Raw genomic sequence first — 2567 nt, 5'->3', positions numbered from 1 at the left:
GGCTCAAGGGCGGGGTGGGCACCGCGAGCACGGTCCTGCCCTCAGGCACCACGGTGGGCGCACTGGCCGTGGTCAACGCGGTGGGCTCGACTCTGGACCCGGCCACGGGCGTGCTCTACGGCGAGCTGTACGGCAAGCGCCCGGTCTTCCCCCCGGAGGCCGAGCACGCCGAGGCGCTGCGGTCCCTGGCCGCCGCCCAGCAGGAGTCGGAGCGCCGTTCGGCCGCCTCGGTGCGCCCGCCCCTCAACACCACGCTGGCCGTGGTGGCCACCGACGCCGAGCTCACCCCCGCCCAGGCGCAGAAGCTGGCGGGCACCTCCCACGACGGTCTGGCCCGCGCGGTCCGCCCGGTGCACCTGCTCACCGACGGGGACACCGTCTTCGCCCTGTCCACCGGCGCTCGCCGCCCGGAGGCGGAGGAGGTCAACGACGTGCTGGCGGCCGGTGCCGACACCCTGACGCGTGCGGTGGTCAAAGCGGTGCGGGCCGCGGAGGGTGTGGACGGCCCGGGTGGGGTGTTCCCGGCGTACCACGACCTCTACGGCCGCCCCTGAGCCGGTACGGTTCCGGACACAGCGGGACCCCGGCGCCGGGGGGTGCGCCGGGGTCCCTGTCCAGGGGCGTGTCCGGTGGTCTTCGATCGTGTCCCGTCGCGGCGAGGTGTGCACCACCTCGCCGGACGCCGTCACGCCGCCGCGTCGAAGCCCGTGTCATGGGCCATCTTCTTCAGTTCGAGCAGGGCGTGCTTCTCGATCTGGCGAATGCGTTCCCTCGTCAGGCCGTGCTGCTTGCCGACCTCGGTCAGCGTGCGCTCGCGCCCGTCCTCTATGCCGTAGCGCGCCCGGATGATGGATGCGGTCCGGTCGTCGAGCCGGCCGATCATGTCCTCCAGTTCCTCGCGCCGCAGCATCACGAGCACGGAGTCCTCGGGAGAGGTCGCGGAGGTGTCCTCCAGCAGGTCACCGAACTGCGTCTCGCCCTCGTCGTCCACGGACATGTTCAGGCTGACCGGGTCACGCGCCCAGTCCAGCACGTCCGTGATGCGCTCGGGGCTGGAGCCCAGCTCCTCGGCGATCTCGGCGGGCTCGGGGTCGCGGCCGTGCTCGCGGTTGAACTCCCGCTGCACACGCCGGATCCGTCCCAGCTCCTCGACCAGGTGGACGGGGAGGCGGATGGTCCGCGACTGGTCGGCGATCGACCGCGTGATGGCCTGGCGGATCCACCACGTCGCGTACGTGGAGAACTTGAAGCCCTTGCGGTAGTCGAACTTCTCCACCGCCCGCACCAGGCCCGCGTTCCCCTCCTGGATCAGGTCCAGCAGCGGCAGGCCGCTGCGGGGGTAGCGCCGCGCGACGGCGACGACCAGACGCAGGTTGGAGCGGATGAAGACGTCCTTGGCACGCTCGCCTTCGGCGGCCACGGCCTCCAGCTCCTCGCGGGTCGCGGTCGCTGCCGGCGAGTCCCCGGAGACGGGCTCGACCTCGCCGTCGAGGATCTGCCGGGCGTACACGCCCGCCTCGATGGCGAGCGAGAGCTCGACCTCCTTCGCCGCGTCCAGCAGCGGGGTGCGGGCGATCTCGTCGAGGTACATGCCGACCAGGTCCCGGTCCGCTACATCCCCTGCAGACGAGGTACGTACAGGTCGTGCCTCGTCAGCGCCGTTGGGGTCGGCCTGACGACGGGCGACGGCACGGGTTGCCATGCGTACTCCCTTGCGAGTCGTGGTCTACAACTGGTCGGTGGCGGTCCAGCCACCCGGCGTCTCCTGGTTCGGGTGCCCGTTCCGATGGAATCAACGACTTCAATCCGGACAGAATTCCCACGGCGCGCATCGTTTTTCCGGATCTTGCGGTATTCTGCGCCGCCACACAGAGGGGGCCTTCAATGACCGAACGCGGGGAAGTCCAGGTCAGAGCGGGCGAGGAAGGCGACCTTCCGGACCTGACGGACATCTACAACCACTACGTCCGTGAGACCCCCGTCACATTCGACACCGAACCCCTCACCGCCAAGGCCAGGCGTCCCTGGCTGCTCTCCCATCCCAAGGACGGCCCGCACCGCCTTCTGGTTGCCCTGGACGCGGAATCGAACCGCCTCCTGGGCTACGCCACCAGCAGCCCCTTCCGCCCCAGGCCCGCCTACTCCACCTCGGTCGAGGTCAGCGTCTACCTCGCCCCCGACGTGTGCGGGCGGGGCGTCGGCACCCTGCTGTACGAGCACCTCTTCGACGCCATCGGCGGCGAGGACGTCCACCGCGCCTACGCGGGCATCGCCCAGCCCAACGAGGCCTCCGTGCGCCTCCACGCCCGCTTCGGCTTCCGCCACATCGGCACGTACGGCGAGGTCGGCCGGAAGTTCGGCCGGTACTGGGACGTGGCCTGGTACGAGAAGCCGCTGACCCCCTGAGGCGACCGGGGACCCTGAACCCGCGACCGGGGCACGGCGTACGCGCCGGCCGCGCGCGGCACCCGCCGGACGCCCCTCCCGTCACCCTCCGGGACCACCGTGCCGCGCCCCCGCCGCGCGTCGCCGCACCCGGCACCGGCCGCCGCCGCACAATCCCGGTG

General features: G+C 71.6%; 3 protein-coding genes. 2 read left to right on the top strand and 1 reads right to left on the bottom strand.

Annotation, left to right across the window (positions count from 1 at the left end):
• A partial coding sequence (locus L7D48_RS27985) for a P1 family peptidase (protein WP_237883767.1) occupies positions 1-554 on the top strand: 554 nt, incomplete at its 5' end.
• Between the two features lie 131 nt (positions 555-685).
• Here the strand turns inward: L7D48_RS27985 and L7D48_RS27980 are convergent.
• Positions 686-1702 (bottom strand): RNA polymerase sigma factor RpoD/SigA, encoded by a 1017-nt coding sequence (locus L7D48_RS27980; protein ID WP_237883765.1) that lies wholly within the window; start codon positions 1700-1702, stop codon positions 686-688.
• Between the two features lie 182 nt (positions 1703-1884).
• On the opposite strand from L7D48_RS27980, the gene L7D48_RS27975 reads away from it, so the two are divergent.
• Positions 1885-2406 (top strand): GNAT family N-acetyltransferase, encoded by a 522-nt coding sequence (locus tag L7D48_RS27975; protein ID WP_237883763.1) that lies wholly within the window; start codon positions 1885-1887, stop codon positions 2404-2406.
• Positions 2407-2567: the final 161 nt, after the last annotated feature.

The sequence above is a fragment of the Streptomyces sp. ICN903 genome (genome assembly GCF_022015835.1).
Taxonomy (GTDB): Bacteria; Actinomycetota; Actinomycetes; order Streptomycetales; family Streptomycetaceae; genus Streptomyces; species Streptomyces fenghuangensis.
Note: the sequence above shows the minus strand (reverse complement) of the source record. Positions and strands in the feature narration are given on the sequence as shown.